Genomic DNA, 15,576 nt, shown 5'->3' with positions numbered 1-15,576 from the left:
TCTACGCACACCGGAGCACCCGCACCATGCACACCTTGCTGATCACCGGCCCCGGCGGGGCCGGGCGGACCACCGCGGCGGCGGCCACCGCCCTCGCCGCGGCCCGCCATGGGCGGCGGGTGCTGCTGCTCTCCGGCGACGTCGGCGACCCGCTCACCGGCCTCGTCGGCGACCCGGCCGCCCCCGGGCTGCGGGTGGCCCGGGTGGACTCCGGCGAGGAGTTCCGCGACGAACTCGTCGCCCTCCAGCAGCGCGGATCCGCCCTGCTCGGCATGGTCGGGGCCCGGCCGCTGGGCGCCGAGGAGATCACCGAACTGCCCGGCGCCGAGGAGTTCGCCCTGCTCCGCGCCCTGCGGCGGGCCGCCGCCGCGCCCGACACCGACCTCGTCGTCGTCGACATGCCGCCGCTCCACCAGACCGTGGCCACCCTCGCCCTCCCCGCCCAGCTGCGCCGCTACCTCGCCCGGCTGCTGCCCGTCGAACGGCAGGCCGCCCGCGCCCTGCGCCCCGTACTGGCCCAGCTGGCCGGCGTGCCCATGCCCGCGCAGTGGCTCTACGAGACCGCCGCCCGCTGGGACGAGGAGCTGGCCGCCGTCCAGGCCGTAGTCGAGGCCGACACCACCGAACTGCGGCTGGTCGCCGAGCCCGGCCCGGCCGCCGCCGACGCGCTGCGCCTCGGCCGGCTCGGACTCGCCCTGCAGCAGCTGCCCGTCTCCGCCCTCGTCGCCAACCGCACCGTGCCGGCGCGATCCGCCGACCCCTGGCTCGCCGGGCTCGCCGCCCAGCAGCAGAAGTACGCCGCCGAGTGGGCCGCCGAGCTCCCGGTGGTGGCCCTCGCCCACCTCGGCCGCGACCCGCGCGGCCCGCAGGACCTGGAGCTGCTCGCCGCCGCCGACGGGCTCGTCCCCGAGGTGCCCGCACCCCGTCGCGCCTGGGCCGTCGAGGACCACCTGGCCGAGGACGGGGTGCTCGTCTGGGTGGTACCGCTGCCCGGCGCGCACAAGAGCGACCTCGACCTCGTCCGCCGCGGCGACGAGCTGCTGCTCACCGCCGGCCCCCACCGCAGGATCGTTCCGCTCCCCGCAGCACTGCGCCGCTGCACCGTCTCCGGCGCCGCCCTCGCCGAGGGGGAGCTCCGCGTCCGGTTCACCCCCGACCCGGGACTGTGGCCCCGTACGCAATGAACGGCTTACCTCCGTTCGGGTACCGTCGAAGGTAGTCCGTACCGCACGTCCAGCAGCAGCCGCAGGAGAGAGTCCGCCATGAGCGAGGCCACCGACCGTCCCCACGACGACGACGCCTGGGCCGGGGCCTGCGCCGAGGACCTCGCCGCCGAGCAGGAACGCCGGCGCCGGCAGGAGCAGGCCGCGGCCGGCGGCACCGGCACCGCCGCCGAGGAGCTGTTCAAGCTCTTCGAAGCCGTCGCCGACAAGGTGTCCGGGCTGAACAACCCGCTGTTCGGCGTGGCCGCGCAGGGTGCGGTGCGCCAGATCGTCGACCAGGCCAAGACCGCCGCCAAGCCCGTCGTCGAGCGCAACCCGGAAGTCTTCGACCACCTCGCGGCCGCCGGCTCCGAACTGCTCGCCGCCTACCGCTCTGCCGTCGAGGGCCACGAGCGGCGCTGGACGCGGGGCGAACCCCCGGCACCCCGGCAGGCGTCCCACGACCGCGCCCCCCGGGAGGACGGCCCCGACGACGGCCCCTCCGAGCGGATCGATCTCGACTGATCCCCCTGGAGCCTCGGGTACCGTTGGCCGTGGCGGGGTTTGACCGGAAACCGAGGGACTAATGGGACTCACCATCGGCGTCGACATCGGCGGCACGAAGATCGCGGCCGGCGTGGTCGACGAAGAGGGCACGATCCTTGAGACGTACAAGGTGCCCACCCCGCCGACCGCGGACGGAGTGACGGAGGCCATCTGCGCCGCCGTCTCCGAGGTCAGCAGCAACCACAGCATCGAGGCCGTCGGCATCGGCGCCGCCGGATACGTGGACGACAAGCGCGCGACCGTACTCTTCGCGCCCAACATCAACTGGCGGCACGAGCCGCTCAAGGACAAGGTCGAGCAGCGCATCGGCCTGCCCGTCGTCGTCGAGAACGACGCGAACTGCGCGGCCTGGGGCGAGTACCGCTTCGGTGCCGGCCAGGGCCACGACGACGTCATCTGCATCACGCTCGGCACCGGCCTGGGCGGCGGCATCATCATCGGCAACAAGCTGCGGCGCGGACGCTTCGGCGTCGCCGCCGAGTTCGGACACATCCGGGTCGTCCCGGACGGCCTGCTGTGCGGCTGCGGCAGCCAGGGCTGCTGGGAGCAGTACGCCTCCGGGCGCGCCCTCGTCCGGTACGCGAAGCAGCGCGCCAACGCCACCCCCGAGAACGCGGCGATCCTGCTCGCCCTCGGCGACGGCACCCCCGAGGGCATCGAGGGCAAGCACATCAGCGAGGCCGCCCGGCAGGGCGACCTGGTGGCCATCGACGCCTTCCGCGAACTGGCCCGCTGGGCCGGCGCGGGACTGGCCGACCTGGCCTCGCTGTTCGACCCGTCCGCCTTCATCGTCGGCGGCGGCGTCTCGGACGAGGGAGACCTCGTCCTCGACCCGATCCGCAAGTCCTTCAAGCGCTGGCTGGTCGGCGGCGCCTGGCGTCCGCACGCGCAGGTCCTCGCCGCGCAACTGGGCGGCAAGGCCGGGCTCGTCGGCGCGGCCGACCTGGCCCGCCAGGGCTGAGCTTCACCCCCATTTCCACGCGTACCGCCCGCCGCGCCCCTTGGGGGAGCGGCGGGCGGCTGCGTATCTTGCGGGGCATGGACCAGCTGCCGAAGTCTCGTACGGAGCCCGACGGTTCTGCCGTGATCCGGGTACTGAGCTACAACATCCGCTCCCTGCGCGACGACGAGGAGGCGCTGGCCCGGGTCATCCGGGCGTGCGAGCCCGACATCGTCCTCGTGCAGGAGGCCCCCCGGTTCTTCCGATGGCGCAAACACGCGGCGCGGCTGGCCGCCAAGTGCGACCTGGTGGTGCTGGGCGGGGGCGCGACGGCGGCCGGGCCGCTCCTGCTGTGCTCGCTGCGGGTCTTCGTGGAGCGCACGGAGGACGTCCTGCTGCCGCGCACTCCCGGCCTGCACCGCAGGGGCTTCGCCACGGCGGTGGTCCGGGTCGGCGGCGTGCGCGTGGGCCTGGCCTCCCTGCACCTCTCGCTCCAGGCCGCAGAGCGCCGGGCCCACACGGAGCTGCTGCTGGACCGGCTGGCCGCGATGGACGTGCCGTACGCGATCGCCGCGGGAGACCTCAACGAGGGCCCGGAGGGGCCGGCGCACGGGCGGCTGGCCGCCGAGCTGCAGGACTGCCGGGCGGTGGCCCCGTGGGGCGACGGACCGACCTTCCCGGCGTCGGCGCCGGACCGCCGGATCGACGCCGTGTTCGCCACGAAGGGGGTGGAGGTGCTGGCCTGCGGTGTCCCTGCGGGGCTGCCGGGGGTATCCGGGGCGGACCTGCGGTCGGCGACGGACCACCTGCCGGTGCTGGCGGCCCTGCGTTTGGCTGCTGCGCCGTAGCCGGGGGCGCTGCCCCCGGACCCCCGCGCCTCAAACGCCGGCGAGGCTGTATTCGGCTGATGCCGTCCCTCTGCGTGCCCGGAGGGCAATTTCAGTGCCGCCGGCGTTTGAGGCCCCGGGAAAGGGCCGGTCAGACGACCGCGCCGCGGCCCGGGTCGTCGTCGTCATCCTCGTCGCCGGTCGCCATGCGCGCCACCAGCGTGGCGAAGCCGCCCAGGAAGCCGCCGATGCCCAGCGTCGTCAGCCACCAGGTCATCTCCCACTGCAGGAGCACCGCGAGCAGCAGCAGTACCGGACCGCCGACGACCGCGAGCCACGCGAACTTCGACGTCGTGTCCGCCTGCGGGAGCTCTGGCTCCGGGGGGACGAAGTGGCCCTCCTCCGTCGCGGTCAGGTCATCGTCCTGCGGCTCCGCCGGCGAGTGGTCCCGGGGACCCGCCATGCCCACGCCCGGGGCGAAGAGCACGGAACTGCCCAGCGCCGCCGGAGGCCCCGGTTCCGGGTCCGGCTCCGCGTCCGGTTTCGCGTCCGGTTTCGGATCGGCCTTCGCGTCCGGTGCGGACTCCGCGGGCAGCGGCTTGACGTCCTCCTCCGGCAGGAGGAGGTTCTCGATCGGTCTGAACGGCCGGGCCCCCGGCGGGTCCGGCGGCTCCTGCCCGTACCCGGCGACGATCGCCGCCCACGCCGCTTCCTCGTCCAGCGGGGGAACCCCGCCCGACTGCTCCTCGTGCTCAGCCACCGGCCTCCGCCCCCTCCCTACCCACGCTCTTCGCCAGGCGGCCGATGAACGTATAGCTGTCCGCGAAGATCCGCTCCGCGTCATGGTCCAACGTCGCGACGTGGTAACTCTGTTCCAGCAGGGTCTCGGTGACATCCGTCGAGGAGACCCGGGCCAGGACCCGAGCGGAGTCGACCGGCGGTACGACGTGGTCCTGCGGGCTGTGCAGCAGCAGCATCGGCTGCGTCACCTGCGGCAGCTCGGCGTCCACGAGCTGGAGGAACTTCTTCAGCGAGTGCGCGGCCCGGGTCGGGACCCGGTCGTAGCCGACCTCCTCCGAGCCCGGCTTCGCGATGTCGCTGGCGATGCCCGGCGTCGACCGGATGAGGTGCTTGGTCACCGGCAGGGTCACGGCCAGCGGGTCGTGCACCTTGTTGGCCGGGTTGACGAGCACGATGCCGCTGATGGCGTCCCCGTGCTTGGCCGCCAGCCGCAGGGTCAGCGCCCCGCCCATCGACAGCCCGAAGACGAACACCTGCTCGCAGCGGTCCAGCAGGTCCCGCAGGGCTCGATCGACCTCGGCGTACCAGTCCTGCCAGCCCGTGAGCTGCATGTCCTGCCAGCGCGTCCCGTGTCCGGGCAGCAGCGGGAGCGACACCGTGAGGCCCCGCCCGGCGAGATACTCCGCCCAGGGGCGCAGGGACTGCGGGGAACCGGTGAAGCCGTGGCAGAGGAGGACGCCGACCTCTCCGCCCTCGTGGCGGAACGGCTCGGCTCCAGGGAGGACGGGCACCAGGGTCTCCTTGATCATGATGTACGTCGGGTGGGTGCGTTGCTCTGTGTGACTTCACCGTACGCGACCGGGGTGGCACCGGCCAGGGTCGTCGGGCCCCTGCCGGTGTAGGCACGGGATATGGTCTGTTCGACAGACACAGGAAGGCATTCGAGTTGATCTACGGCGCAATGAAGTTCTCCATCGGCGGTTCACTGAAGCTCGCATTCAGGCCGTGGGTGGAGGGCCTCGAGAACATTCCCGCGGAGGGGCCGGCGATCCTCGCGAGCAACCACCTGTCCTTCTCCGACTCCTTCTTCCTGCCGGCGGTGCTGGACCGGAAGGTCACCTTCATTGCGAAGGCGGAGTACTTCACCTCCCCGGGGGTCAAGGGCAAGCTGACGGCCGCCTTCTTCAAGGGCGTCGGCCAGCTCCCGGTGGACCGCTCCGGCGCCCGCGGGGCCGGCGAGGCAGCGATCCAGAGCGGCATCAAGGTCATCGAGGCCGGAGAGCTGTTCGGTATTTACCCCGAGGGCACGCGTTCACCCGACGGACGCCTCTACCGCGGCAAGCCCGGCGGTCTGGCCCGCGTGGCCCTGGCCACCGGTGCGCCCGTGATCCCGGTCGCGATGATCGACACGGAGAAGATCCAGCCGCCCGGCAAGGTGGTCCCCAAGCTGATGCGCCCGGGGATCCGGATCGGCAAGCCGCTGGACTTCAGCCGCTACCACGGCATGGACAACGACCGCTTCATCCTGCGCTCGGTGACCGACGAGGTCATGTACGAGATCATGAAGCTCTCCGGCCAGGAGTACGTCGACATCTACGCGACGGCGGCCAAGCGTCAGATCGCCGATGCCGAGAAGGCCGAGAAGGCTGCCAAGGCGGAGAAGGGCGAGAAGGCCGAGAAGGCCGACGGCACGTCGGAGTAGCTGCGCGCGGGCGGTACCGCCCGCGAGGGGTGGGGGAGATGGCGAAGCGCGAACGCGTCGTGCGCATGTCGGTCGAGCAGCCGCTCTGGCGTGCCCTGACCGGGTACCGGCTGCTGACCATGGTCTACGCGGCGCTGCTGTTCGCCGCCGCCCACAAGGAGTTTCCCCGCCCCGGGGTCGCGGTCGGCTACCTCGCCTTCCTCGCCGTCTGGACCCTCGCCACCTCCCGCAAGGTGGCGAACGCCGCCAGTTGCACCAAGGGCTTCCTCGTCGCCGACCTCACCGTCGCGATCGTCGGGATCGTCCTCACGCCGGTCGCCGACACCCAGGCGCGGATCCACGGGGGCGGCAGCACCCTCCCCACCATCTGGACGGCGGGCGCGGTCCTCGCCTTCGCCATCAAGGGCGGCTGGCGCTGGGCCTGCTTCGCCTCCACCTTCGTGGCGGCCGCCAACCTCGCCATCCACACCGGCACGCCGACCCGGGACACCCTGCACAACGTCCTGCTCGTCTGGGTCGCCTCCGTGGCCATCGGCTACGTGGTCGAGGTCGCCCGGGCCAGTGAGAACACCCTCGCCCGCGCCCTGGAGATCGAGGCCGCCACCCGCGAGCGCGAGCGCCTCGCCCGCGACATCCACGACGGGGTCCTCCAAGTCCTCGCCATGGTCCAGCGGCGCGGCAGCGAGCTGGGCGGCGAGGCCGAGGAGCTCGGCCGGATGGCGGGGGAGCAGGAGGTGGCACTGCGCACGCTGGTCTCCAGCGGGCTGGCACAGCCCTCCCGGGTCTCCCGCGACGAGTCCCGCGGCGCGCTGGTGGACACGTACGAGGTGGACGAGCCGGGCACCGAGGACGGCGAGCTGGACCTGCGCACGCTCCTCGCCCCGCACGCCGGATCCCGCGTGAGCTTCGCCGAGCCGGGCACCCCGGTGCCGCTGCCGGTGCCCGCCGCGAAGGAACTGGCCGCGGCGGTCGGTGCCGCCCTGGACAACGTGCGCAAGCACGCCGGGGAAGGGGCACGGGCCTGGATCCTCGTCGAGGACTGGGGCGACGAGGTGATCGTGACCGTTCGCGACGACGGCCCCGGCATCCCGGCGGGCCGGCTGGACCAGGCGGCGGGCGAGGGCCGGATGGGGGTGGCCCTGTCCATCCGCGGCAGGCTGCGCGATCTCGGCGGCAGCGCCGATCTGGTGTCCGTTCCCGGGCAGGGCACCGAAGTGGAACTGAAGGTACCCCGGGGGAGGACGGACAAGAGATGAGCGAGCGCACCGACGTGAACGACGTGAACGACCCGAACAGGCCGAACGAGCCGCACGAGATAAGGGTGATGGTCGTCGACGACCACCCCATGTGGCGGGACGCGGTCGCCCGCGACCTGGCAGCCGCGGGCTTCGACGTCGTCGCCACCGCCGGCGACGGCCCCGAGGCGGTCCGCCGGGCCCACGCCGTCACGCCCGACGTGTTGGTCCTCGACCTCAACCTGCCCGGCATGCCGGGCGTACAGGTCTGCAAGGAACTGGTCGGTACCAACCCGGCCCTGCGGGTCCTGGTCCTGTCGGCCAGCGGTGAGCACGCGGACGTCCTGGAAGCGGTGAAGTCCGGTGCGACCGGCTACCTGTTGAAGTCCGCCGGCGCCCAGGAGCTGATCGACGCCGTCCGCCGCACCGCGGCCGGCGACCCGGTCTTCACCCCGGGCCTGGCCGGTCTGGTGCTCGGCGAGTACCGGCGTCTGGCCACCGACCCGCTGCCGGCCACCTCCGACGAGCCGAAGGCCCCGCAACTGACCGACCGCGAGACCGAGGTGCTGCGGCTCGTGGCCAAGGGGCTGTCGTACAAGCAGATCGCCGAGCGTCTGGTCATTTCCCACCGCACCGTGCAGAACCACGTCCAGAACACCCTGGGCAAGCTGCAGTTGCACAACCGGGTGGAGCTCGTCCGGTACGCCATAGAACGCGGCCTCGACGACGCGTAGACCGGCCCGGGGGACGTCTGCACCGCCCGTCGATCGTACTTACGTCCTCGTACGAGTGAACGGGCGTACGCAACGCCTCACGATTCCACCTGAATCGCCCTCTCCAAGCCCCTTGCTGTGACCTGGGTCACCACTAGCGTGACGGTCATGGCGATTGGAGATTCCATGAAGGTCGGAGTGCTGACCGGCGGCGGCGACTGCCCCGGGCTCAACGCGGTGATCAGGGCCGTCGTCCGCAAGGGCGAGCAGGAGTACGGCTGCGGGTTCGTCGGGTTCAAGGACGGCTGGCGGGGCCCGGTCGAGGGACGGACCGTCCCCCTCGACATCCCCGCCGTCCGCGGCATCCTGCCCCGCGGCGGCACCATCCTCGGCTCCTCGCGCACCAATCCGTTCAAGACGGAGAACGGCGTGCGCGACATCAAGGAGAACCTCGCGAAGTACGAGGTGGACGCGCTCATCGCGATCGGCGGCGAGGACACCCTCGGGGTCGCGGCCCGGCTGTACGAGGAGCACGGCATCCCCTGCGTCGGCGTGCCCAAGACCATCGACAACGACCTGTCGGCCACCGACTACACCTTCGGCTTCGACACCGCCGTCGGCATCGCGACCGAGGCCATCGACCGGCTGCACACCACGGCCGAGTCCCACATGCGGGTCCTGGTCGTCGAGGTCATGGGCCGGCACGCCGGCTGGATCGCCCTGCACTCGGGCCTCGCGGGCGGCGCCAACGTCATCCTCATCCCGGAGCAGCGCTTCGACGTGGACGAGGTCTGCGCCTGGGTGACCTCCCGGTTCCGCGCGAGCTACGCGCCCATCGTGGTGGTCGCCGAGGGCGCCATGCCCAAGGACGGGGAGATGGTGCTGAAGGACGGCTCCCTGGACTCCTTCGGCCACGTCCGGCTGTCGGGCGTGGGCGAGTGGCTGGCCAAGGAGATCGAGGCGCGGACCGGCAAGGAGGCCCGTACGACGGTGCTCGGGCACATCCAGCGGGGCGGCACGCCGAGCGCCTTCGACCGGTGGCTCGCGACCCGGTTCGGGCTGCACGCCATCGACGCGGTGCGCGACCGGGACTTCGGGAAGATGGTCGCGCTCAAGGGGACGGACATCGTCCGGGTGCCGATCGCGGAGGCGACGTCGAAGCTGAAGACGGTGGATCCCGCGCTGTACCAGGAGGCCGGGGTCTTCTTCGGCTGAGCGGCGACCCGACACCATGGGCCGTATCGTGACGAACGGCCCATGGTGTCGAGGTGCGGGAGCGGGCGTGGAGATCCTGGCATTCGGTGTGACCGCCGACGAGAAGCCGCTCCTGGAGCAGGCCTTCGCGGGCGCGCACGAGGTCCGTTGCCTCGAAGTCTTCCTGGAGGAGGACACCGCGCCGATCGCCGCCGGGTACGAGGTCGTCTCCTCCAGCGTCAACGCCGACCTGAGCGGCCGGGTACTGCGGATGCTGGCGGCCGGCGGGACGAAGATGATCACCCAGCGGTCCACCGGCTTCAACAACATCGACCTGGACGAGGCCCGGCGCCTCGGCATGACGGTCGGCCGGGTCTCGTACTACTCGCCCCACTCGGTCGCCGAGTTCGCCTGGGCCCTGGCGCTGGCCGTGAACCGTCGGCTCGTCCGGGCGACGACCCGGACCCGGGACTTCGACTTCCGGCTGAACGGACTGATGGGCCGGGACTTCCACGGCCGCACCGTCGGTGTGCTCGGCACCGGCAAGATCGGGGCGGCGTTCACCCGGATCGCGCACGGCTTCGGCATGCGCCTGCTGGGCTGGGACGTGGTGCAGAACCCGGAGTGCCTGGAGCTCGGCATGACCTACGTGGACAAGGACGAGCTGCTGGCGTCCGCGGACCTGATCAGCCTGCACGTACCGCTCCTGGACTCCACCCGGCACCTCATCGACGCGGCCGCGCTGCGACGGATGCGGGACGACGCGATCCTGGTGAACACCAGCCGCGGCGGGCTGATCGACACCGCGGCACTGGTCGACGAGCTCCGGGCGGGCCGCTTCGAGGGCGTCGGCCTGGACGTGTACGAGGCGGAGGCCGGCGTCTTCTTCACGGACAAGTCGCTGGAGACCGTCGAGGACGACACCCTGGCCCGCCTCGTCACCTTCCCGCACGTCATCGTGACCTCCCACCAGGCGTACTACACGACGGACGCGGTGGGCCAGATCATCGACGCCACCGTCACCAACGTGGCGGACTACCTGGCGGGCCGCCGCTCCGAGAACACCCTGGTCCCGCCCGAGTAGGGGGCGTCTCGGACGCGCCGCCACCGGTCAGGCCGGGCTCGCCGTGACCCCGACCGTGATCCCCGCGAGGAGCTCGCGCAGCAGGTCCGCGCCGCGCAGGGTGAGGACCGACTCCGGGTGGAACTGCACGCCCGCGAAGCCCCCGGCGGGGGAGCGCAGGGCGTGCACCTCGCCCGTCCCCGGGTCGCGGGCCACCTCCACCCCCGCGGCGGCCAGCCGGCCGGCCAGGGCGCCGTCGCAGCGCGCGGTGTACGTGTTGTAGAAGCCGACCACCTCCTCGGCCCCGAACAGCTCGATCCGGGTCTGCGCCCCCTGCGCCGGCTCCGCCTTGCGGACCAGCGGCAGGCCCAGCTCGGCCGCCAGCAGCTCGTGCCCCAGGCAGACCCCGAACAGGCCGTGACGGTGCCCGGCCAGCAGCTCGGCCGTCAGCGCCCGCAGCATGCGCATCTTGGGGTCCGCGGCGTCGGCCGGGTCGCCCGGCCCGGGGCCCAGGACGACCGGGCCCTCCCAGGCCAGGGCCGCCGCCCGCAGCCCCGGATCGTCGTAGCGGCGTACGGTCACCTCCAGCCCGGCCACCCGCAAGACGTGCGCCAGCATCGCCGTGAAGGTGTCCTCGCCGTCCACCATCAGGGCGTGCCCCGCCGGGGCCGGGGGCCGTTCCTGCATCCGGAGCCAGAACGGCGCCAGGTCCTCGCGGCGCGCCGCGAGGGCCGCCCGCACCCGCGGGTCGTCCGCCAGCCGGGCCCCCTCGAAAGCCGGGCGCGGCGCGGCAGGCCGCACCCCGAGCGCCGCCAGCACCCCCGCCGCCTTCGCATGGGTCTCCGCCACCTCGCCCGCCGGATCCGAGTGCCGGACCAGCGTGGCGCCCACCGGCACCCGCAGCGTGCCGTCCGCCGCGATGTCGGCGGTGCGGATCAGAATGGGGGAGTCCAAGGTCTGCGCCCCCGCGGGGTCTTGGCCCAGCAGGGCCAGCGCGCCCGCGTAGTAGCCGCGCCCGCCCGCCTCGTACCGCTCGATGACCCGGCAGGCGTTCTGCACGGGGGACCCGGTGACCGTCGCCGCGAACATCGTCTCGCGCAGCACCTCCCGCACGTCCAGCGAGGACCGGCCGCGCAGCTCGTACTCGGTGTGCGCGAGGTGGGACATCTCCTTCAGCCGCGGTCCGACGACGACCCCGCCCATGTCACCGACCGTGCACATCATCTTCAGTTCCTCGTCGACCACCATCGACAGTTCCTCGGTCTCCTTGCGGTCGCCGAGGAAGGCGAGGAGGGACTCGACCGTCGGCCCCCCGGTCGGATGGCGGTAGGTGCCGCTGATCGGGTTCATCACGACCGTGCTGCCGGACATCCGCACGTGCACCTCGGGGCTCGCCCCGACGAGGGTCCGCTCCCCGGTGTGGACGACGTACGTCCAGTACGCGCCCCGCTCGCCCTCCAGCAGCCGCCGGAACAGCGCGAGCGCGTCGGCCCGGTCGAAGCCGTCGACGCGGCCCCCGTAGGTGCGCCGGATGACGAAGTTCGCGCCCTCGCCGCGGCCGATCTCGTCCTCGATGACCCGCCGGACGGTGGCCGCGTACTCCTCGTCGGGGACGTCGAAGCCGCCGTCGTCGACCCGCACCGGATGGCTCGGCAGCACGGCCAGCGCCTCGGCGAGCGGGATCTCGTACGCCTCCTCGGCGACCAGCACGCTCAGCGGCGTGCCGTCGTCGCGCACGTCGAAGCCGCGCTCCCGGATCTGCCGGAAGGGGACGAGGGCGAGGGCGGGCAGCTCGCCGACGGGCAGGTCGGCGAGCCGTTCCACCTCGCCCACCGGCCCGATCAGCACCTCGACGGTGTCGTGGTCGCGGCCGGGGGTCCGCCGGCGCAGCAGGGCGAACGGCGGGCAGGCGGGGTCGAGCAGTCGGCTCAGTCGGTCGGGTCGGCTGGGATTCATGGGGCGGAGCGTCCTTCCGGTGGGAGGAGCGGCCCCTGGGATCCGACGACGCGGTCGAAAACGCGGAAGGCCGCCCCTCGGGGCGGCCTTCGCGTCGTGCGTGTCTTCAGGTACGCGCGAGGAGTGGGCCGCCGGGAGCGGGCCACCACCAGTTCTGGTTCGAGTGCGCGTACATGGTGGGCACCTTAGCCCACACCGCCGCCGCGGGGCAGGATCTGTCTCACGACGCGAGCTGAACCATGGATTCCGTTCCATCCGGCGCCCACGACCTTTGAGCCGGTTCGTCTCACGTTGTGGGCGTGGGGCCGGACGCGGCCCGTGACGCCGTAATGTGTACGAGGTGACCGTGAACGCTGAAACCCAAGCCCCCGCCGCCAAGGCGACCTGGCGAGACCTTCCCGCGGCGCAGCAGCCTTCGTACCCCGATGCCGAGGCTCTGCGCGCTGTCGTCGCGGACCTCGAGTCGTATCCTCCCCTCGTTTTCGCGGGTGAATGCGACCAGCTGCGTGCCCGTCTGGGAGCCGTCGCCAAGGGCGAGGCGTTCCTGCTCCAGGGCGGCGACTGCGCCGAGGCCTTCGACGGCGTCTCCGCCGACCACATCCGCGCCAAGCTGAAGACGCTGCTCCAGATGAGCGCCGTCCTGACCTACGCGGCCTCGGTGCCCGTCGTCAAGGTCGGCCGCATCGCCGGCCAGTACTCCAAGCCGCGCTCCAAGGACACCGAGACCCGCGACGGCGTCACCCTGCCGACCTACCGCGGCGACTCCGTCAACGGCTTCGCCTTCACCGAGGAGGCCCGGGTCCCGGACCCGGAGCGCCTGAAGCGCATGTACAACGCGTCCGCCTCGACGCTCAACCTGGTGCGCGCCTTCACCACCGGTGGTTACGCCGACCTGCGCCAGGTGCACGCCTGGAACCAGGACTTCGTGAAGTCTTCCCCGTCCGGTCAGCGCTACGAGCAGCTGGCCCGGGAGATCGACAACGCGCTGAACTTCATGAAGGCCTGTGGCACCGACCCGGCCGAGTTCAAGGCCGTCGAGTTCTACGCCTCCCACGAGGCGCTGCTGCTCGACTACGAGGGCGCGCTGACCCGCACCGACTCGCGCACCGGCAAGCTGTACGACACCTCCGGCCACATGGTCTGGATCGGTGAGCGCACCCGCCAGCTGGACCACGCGCACATCGAGTTCTGCTCGCAGATCGCCAACCCGATCGGCATCAAGCTCGGCCCGACCACCACGGTGGACGAGGCGCTGACGTACATCGACCGCCTGGACCCCGAGCGCGAGCCGGGCCGGCTGACCTTCGTCGTCCGCATGGGCGCCGACAAGGTCCGCGACAAGCTCCCCGAGCTGGTCGAGAAGGTCACCGCCTCCGGCGCGATCGTCGCCTGGGTCACCGACCCGATGCACGGCAACACCTTCGAGGCGGCCTCCGGCCACAAGACGCGCCGTTTCGACGACGTGCTCGACGAGGTCAAGGGCTTCTTCGAGGTCCACAAGGCCCTCGGCACCCACCCGGGCGGCATCCACGTCGAGCTCACCGGTGACGACGTCACCGAGTGCGTGGGCGGCGGCGACGAGATCTTCGTCGACGACCTGCACCAGCGCTACGAGACGGCCTGCGACCCGCGGCTCAACCGCAGCCAGTCCCTGGACCTGGCGTTCCTCGTCGCCGAGATGTACCGCGACCAGTAGGGATCAGTCAGTACCTTCGTACGACAGTGGGGCGCGGATCGATGTGATCCGCGCCCCACTGTCGTATCCAGGGCTTTTAGGCCACCCTAACTTTGGGTACGGTTAGGTAAGCCTCACCGAAATGGGGATGGCTCGCCGCATCGCTGAACTGCTGAACCATTCCGCCCTGGGAGGTGAACCGCGTGTACGTCTGCTCTTGCTTCGGTGTCACCGACAAGCAGGTCAAGGAGCACGCGGCTGCCGGGGCCTGCACCCCGCGCCAGATCGCCTCGGTCACCAAGGCCGGCACCGACTGCGGGTCGTGCGTGCGCACCATCCAGGGCATCCTCGGCCGTGGGGCCTGCCCCCGCCGGGAGCTGCTGGAGAAGGGCCAGGGTGCGACCGTGCTCGCCGCGGAGCCGGGTTCGGCCCGTTCGGCGGAGCTGGCGGAAGCGGCCTAGGGCTCGATCGGTCCGGTCAGCTCGGCTGCTCGATCAGCTGCGCGATGTAGAGCGGCTCGCCCAAGGACTCGATGAGCTCCAGCTGGGTGTCGAGGTAGTCGATGTGGTGCTCCTCGTCCTCCAGGATGTCCTCGAAGAGTCGGGCCGAGGTGATGTCACCCTTGCCGCGCATGACCTCGATGCCCCGCTTGAGCCGGTCAATGGCCTCGACCTCGACCTGGCGGTCCGCCTGGAACATCTCCGTGAGCGTCTGCCCGACGCGCACGTGGAAGAGGCGCTGGTAGTTCGGCAGGCCATCGAGCATCAGGATGCGCTCGGTGATCTTGTCCGCGTGCTTCATCTCGTCGATGGACTCTTCACGCGTGTACTTGGCGAGCTTGGTCCAGCCCTTGTTGTCCTGGATGCGGTAGTGCAGCCAGTACTGGTTGATGGCCGTCAGCTCGCCGGTCAGCTGCTCGTTCAGAAACTCAAGGACCTCGGGGTCGCCCTGCATCGCAGAGGCTCCTTCCAGGCAATGTCAGCTATGTGACGGGGCAGTTGCGCGCATCCTTGCACCGCCGCAGGGGACCGTCCAGTAAGTGCCTCCTTAGTGGGAGTTGCCATGACTTGCCCGAATCGGTCAAGACCTGGTCATGACCACCCTGCCCAGTCTGTCACCATGGAGTCATGGGTCAGCCGGAAAGCCGGGAATCTCCGGGAGCAGAGCAGTTGGAGCTTCCACCGGGGCAGCGGCTGCAGAGGGGCTGGCCGGTCACCCATTACGGTCCCGTACCCAAGTTCAAGCCGGACCGCTGGGAGTTCCGCGTCTTCGGCGCGACGGCCGACGGGGACAAGCGCTGCTGGAACCACAAGGAGTTCACGGCGCTGCCGTTCGACTCCGTCGTGGCCGATCTGCACTGCGTCACGAAGTTCAGCATGCAGGGCGCCGAATGGGGTGGGGTGCTCGCCCGTGAGGTCCTCGCCCTGGCTCCCCCCGCACCGCAGGTCACGCATGTGATGGTGTGGGCCGAGTACGGCTTCAGCTCCAACTTGCGGCTGGCCGACTTCGCCTCCGACCGGACCGTCTTCGCCACCCACGAGGGCGGTGAACTGCTCACCGCCGAGCACGGGTTCCCCGTACGGCTGGTGGTCCCGCACCTGTACGCCTGGAAGGGCCCCAAGTGGGTCCGCGGCATCGAGTACATGACCGCCGACCGCCGCGGCTTCTGGGAGGAGCGCGGCTACCACAACATCGGCGACCCGTGGCGCGAGCAGCGCTACTCGTACCAGGAGGAGCCCGGGGAGGGCCCCGAACTGTAGG

General features: G+C 71.6%; 16 protein-coding genes. 12 read left to right on the top strand and 4 right to left on the bottom strand.

The window, feature by feature from the left end; genetic code table 11:
- Positions 1-26 precede the first annotated feature (26 nt).
- The 4 genes from ACIQK6_RS14725 (at position 27) to ACIQK6_RS14710 (ending at position 3,557) form a co-directional block, all read left to right on the top strand.
- Positions 27-1,184 carry an ArsA-related P-loop ATPase gene (locus ACIQK6_RS14725; protein ID WP_329102828.1) on the top strand — a complete coding sequence of 386 codons (1,158 nt, stop codon included), beginning with the start codon at positions 27-29 and terminating at the stop codon, positions 1,182-1,184.
- A gap of 78 nt (positions 1,185-1,262) precedes the next feature.
- Positions 1,263-1,727, top strand: a complete 465-nt coding sequence (locus ACIQK6_RS14720) for a DUF5304 domain-containing protein (RefSeq protein WP_329102830.1) — start codon at positions 1,263-1,265, stop codon at positions 1,725-1,727.
- A 61-nt stretch (positions 1,728-1,788) separates the two neighbouring features.
- Positions 1,789-2,730, top strand: a complete 942-nt coding sequence (locus tag ACIQK6_RS14715) for an ROK family glucokinase (RefSeq protein WP_329102831.1) — start codon at positions 1,789-1,791, stop codon at positions 2,728-2,730.
- A 77-nt stretch (positions 2,731-2,807) separates the two neighbouring features.
- Positions 2,808-3,557, top strand: coding sequence for an endonuclease/exonuclease/phosphatase family protein (locus tag ACIQK6_RS14710; RefSeq protein ID WP_329102833.1), 750 nt, complete (start codon positions 2,808-2,810; stop codon positions 3,555-3,557).
- Positions 3,558-3,687: 130 nt separating this feature from the next.
- Here the strand turns inward: ACIQK6_RS14710 and ACIQK6_RS14705 are convergent, their stop codons facing one another.
- Together ACIQK6_RS14705 and ACIQK6_RS14700 are read right to left on the bottom strand one after the other, a co-directional pair.
- Positions 3,688-4,296 (bottom strand): hypothetical protein, encoded by a 609-nt coding sequence (locus ACIQK6_RS14705; RefSeq protein ID WP_402694909.1) that lies wholly within the window; start codon positions 4,294-4,296, stop codon positions 3,688-3,690.
- Positions 4,289-5,068: an alpha/beta fold hydrolase gene (locus ACIQK6_RS14700; protein ID WP_329102837.1), complete on the bottom strand. Its 780-nt coding sequence runs from the start codon at positions 5,066-5,068 to the stop codon at positions 4,289-4,291. Before ACIQK6_RS14700 ends, ACIQK6_RS14705 begins: the two co-directional genes overlap by 8 nt.
- A gap of 170 nt (positions 5,069-5,238) precedes the next feature.
- On the opposite strand from ACIQK6_RS14700, the gene ACIQK6_RS14695 reads away from it, so the two are divergent.
- The 5 genes from ACIQK6_RS14695 to ACIQK6_RS14675 all read left to right on the top strand — a co-directional run bounded on the left by ACIQK6_RS14695 (position 5,239) and on the right by ACIQK6_RS14675 (position 10,205).
- Positions 5,239-5,979 (top strand): lysophospholipid acyltransferase family protein, encoded by a 741-nt coding sequence (locus ACIQK6_RS14695; protein ID WP_329108005.1) that lies wholly within the window; start codon positions 5,239-5,241, stop codon positions 5,977-5,979.
- 38 nt (positions 5,980-6,017) lie between these two features.
- Positions 6,018-7,235, top strand: coding sequence for a MacS family sensor histidine kinase (gene macS, locus ACIQK6_RS14690; RefSeq protein WP_329102839.1), 1,218 nt, complete (start codon positions 6,018-6,020; stop codon positions 7,233-7,235).
- 68 nt (positions 7,236-7,303) lie between these two features.
- Entirely contained in the window at positions 7,304-7,948 is a 645-nt protein-coding gene (locus ACIQK6_RS14685) for a response regulator transcription factor (protein WP_329108007.1), read from the top strand.
- Positions 7,949-8,113: 165 nt separating this feature from the next.
- Positions 8,114-9,142, top strand: a complete 1,029-nt coding sequence (locus ACIQK6_RS14680) for a 6-phosphofructokinase (RefSeq protein WP_329108009.1) — start codon at positions 8,114-8,116, stop codon at positions 9,140-9,142.
- A gap of 67 nt (positions 9,143-9,209) precedes the next feature.
- On the top strand, positions 9,210-10,205 hold the full coding sequence (locus ACIQK6_RS14675) for a 2-hydroxyacid dehydrogenase (protein ID WP_329102841.1): 996 nt from the start codon (positions 9,210-9,212) through the stop codon (positions 10,203-10,205).
- Between the two features lie 27 nt (positions 10,206-10,232).
- Here ACIQK6_RS14675 and ACIQK6_RS14670 read toward each other — a convergent pair whose 3' ends face one another.
- Positions 10,233-12,140, bottom strand: a complete 1,908-nt coding sequence (locus tag ACIQK6_RS14670; RefSeq protein WP_402694908.1) for an anthranilate synthase family protein — start codon at positions 12,138-12,140, stop codon at positions 10,233-10,235.
- Positions 12,141-12,480: 340 nt separating this feature from the next.
- Here ACIQK6_RS14670 and ACIQK6_RS14665 point away from each other — a divergent pair, with 340 nt between their 5' ends.
- Both ACIQK6_RS14665 and ACIQK6_RS14660 read left to right on the top strand, forming a co-directional pair.
- A complete protein-coding gene (locus ACIQK6_RS14665; protein WP_150257096.1) occupies positions 12,481-13,836 on the top strand; it encodes a class II 3-deoxy-7-phosphoheptulonate synthase in 1,356 nt (451 codons plus the stop codon).
- 182 nt (positions 13,837-14,018) lie between these two features.
- Complete coding sequence (locus tag ACIQK6_RS14660; RefSeq protein ID WP_329102845.1) at positions 14,019-14,276, top strand: (2Fe-2S)-binding protein; 258 nt, start codon at positions 14,019-14,021, stop codon at positions 14,274-14,276.
- Between the two features lie 16 nt (positions 14,277-14,292).
- Here ACIQK6_RS14660 and bfr read toward each other — a convergent pair whose 3' ends face one another.
- Positions 14,293-14,769, bottom strand: coding sequence for a bacterioferritin (gene bfr / locus ACIQK6_RS14655; RefSeq protein WP_329102847.1), 477 nt, complete (start codon positions 14,767-14,769; stop codon positions 14,293-14,295).
- A gap of 173 nt (positions 14,770-14,942) precedes the next feature.
- Between bfr and ACIQK6_RS14650 the strand changes: the two genes are divergently transcribed.
- Positions 14,943-15,575 (top strand): sulfite oxidase-like oxidoreductase, encoded by a 633-nt coding sequence (locus ACIQK6_RS14650; RefSeq protein WP_402694907.1) that lies wholly within the window; start codon positions 14,943-14,945, stop codon positions 15,573-15,575.
- The last annotated feature ends 1 nt before the right edge of the window (position 15,576 follow it).

The organism is Streptomyces sp. NPDC091682 (assembly GCF_044756625.1).
Taxonomy (GTDB): domain Bacteria; phylum Actinomycetota; class Actinomycetes; order Streptomycetales; family Streptomycetaceae; genus Streptomyces.
The sequence above is the reverse complement of the archived record's forward strand: the minus strand, read 5'-3'. Positions and strand labels throughout refer to the sequence as shown.

Bases quoted from the DNA above. Each gene is read 5' to 3' on its own strand.
- ACIQK6_RS14670 (WP_402694908.1), bottom strand. From the start codon at position 12,140: ATGAATCCCAGCCGACCCGACCGACTGAGCCGACTGCTCGACCCCGCC.
- ACIQK6_RS14695 (WP_329108005.1), top strand. From the start codon at position 5,239: ATGAAGTTCTCCATCGGCGGTTCACTGAAGCTCGCATTCAGGCCGTGG.
- macS (WP_329102839.1), top strand. From the start codon at position 6,018: ATGGCGAAGCGCGAACGCGTCGTGCGCATGTCGGTCGAGCAGCCGCTC.
- ACIQK6_RS14710 (WP_329102833.1), top strand. From the start codon at position 2,808: ATGGACCAGCTGCCGAAGTCTCGTACGGAGCCCGACGGTTCTGCCGTG.
- ACIQK6_RS14680 (WP_329108009.1), top strand. From the start codon at position 8,114: ATGAAGGTCGGAGTGCTGACCGGCGGCGGCGACTGCCCCGGGCTCAAC.
- ACIQK6_RS14685 (WP_329108007.1), top strand. From the start codon at position 7,304: ATGGTCGTCGACGACCACCCCATGTGGCGGGACGCGGTCGCCCGCGAC.
- ACIQK6_RS14720 (WP_329102830.1), top strand. From the start codon at position 1,263: ATGAGCGAGGCCACCGACCGTCCCCACGACGACGACGCCTGGGCCGGG.
- ACIQK6_RS14650 (WP_402694907.1), top strand. From the start codon at position 14,943: ATGGGTCAGCCGGAAAGCCGGGAATCTCCGGGAGCAGAGCAGTTGGAG.
- ACIQK6_RS14715 (WP_329102831.1), top strand. From the start codon at position 1,789: ATGGGACTCACCATCGGCGTCGACATCGGCGGCACGAAGATCGCGGCC.
- bfr (WP_329102847.1), bottom strand. From the start codon at position 14,769: ATGCAGGGCGACCCCGAGGTCCTTGAGTTTCTGAACGAGCAGCTGACC.
- ACIQK6_RS14725 (WP_329102828.1), top strand. From the start codon at position 27: ATGCACACCTTGCTGATCACCGGCCCCGGCGGGGCCGGGCGGACCACC.